This window comes from Vibrio sp. D173a (assembly GCF_030248475.1).
Window position 1 is genome coordinate 1 of sequence record NZ_JAHGAH010000552.1, and the last position, 762, is coordinate 762.

Annotated in this window: 2 protein-coding genes; one reads left to right on the forward strand and one right to left on the reverse strand. The window is 44.9% G+C overall.

Annotated elements, in window-relative coordinates; all coding sequences use genetic code 11:
• Positions 1-364 (forward strand): enoyl-CoA hydratase/isomerase family protein (locus tag KIV40_RS27450; protein WP_375164889.1); only part of this gene is annotated, 364 nt, incomplete at its 5' end.
• Positions 365-426: 62 nt separating this feature from the next.
• On the opposite strand, the gene KIV40_RS27455 is transcribed toward KIV40_RS27450, so the two are convergent.
• Positions 427-762, reverse strand: a 336-nt coding sequence (locus KIV40_RS27455; protein WP_285352370.1) for a TraR/DksA C4-type zinc finger protein, incomplete at its 5' end; no start/stop codon positions are given.

Below are 762 nucleotides of genomic sequence, written 5' to 3' on the forward strand. Positions count from 1 at the left end.
TGGTCGTGCACTTGAGATAGTGCTTAGTGCCCGTGATTTCGATACGGACGAAGCAGAGGCCTACGGCACAATCAACAAGGCACTGGAACCAGACGAGATTGGTCCTTATGTTGATGCGCTAGCACAGCGTATATCTAAGTTCCCTGCGGAATCTATCAATGTTTGTAAACAAATGGTGTATGAATCAAATGATAAGCCTATTGATGAAGCATTGAAAGCGGAAGCATACTGGCTATACCAAGCTACAAGTAAAACAGCAGCCGTTAAGCGTTTTCAGATTGCGGACGACCAAGGTCTAGAGCACGACATGGAAAACCAGCGCAACTGGGAGGATCTAGTGATGAAGGTTCAAGACATCAACTAGTTCAACATGGATCACCAGTCCAAGAAAAGCTGCTGATATTCAGGAGCTTTTTTATTTTTGTGCTAACCCCTAAATCGATGCTCCTTAGTCTCTTTTTGTGCCTTCACTTCTGCACAATACTCAGCGGTGGGTCGCGCGAGCAACCTAGGTATTCCGATCGGCTCTCCCGATTCGAGGCAATAACCATATTCACCAGTATGAATTCGTTCTATTGATTGCTGAATTTTAGGCAAGAGTTTCTGTTCCCTGTCTATAATTCTTAACGCGATTGCCGACTGCTCTTCGCTCGAGGCTCTATCGTTATCATCACTGAATTCCATCGGCGATACGATGCTTTCCTTAGCCTGTTCGATATGTAGCCTTGTTGTCTCATGCAACTCTTGAAGTTTACGTTCAAA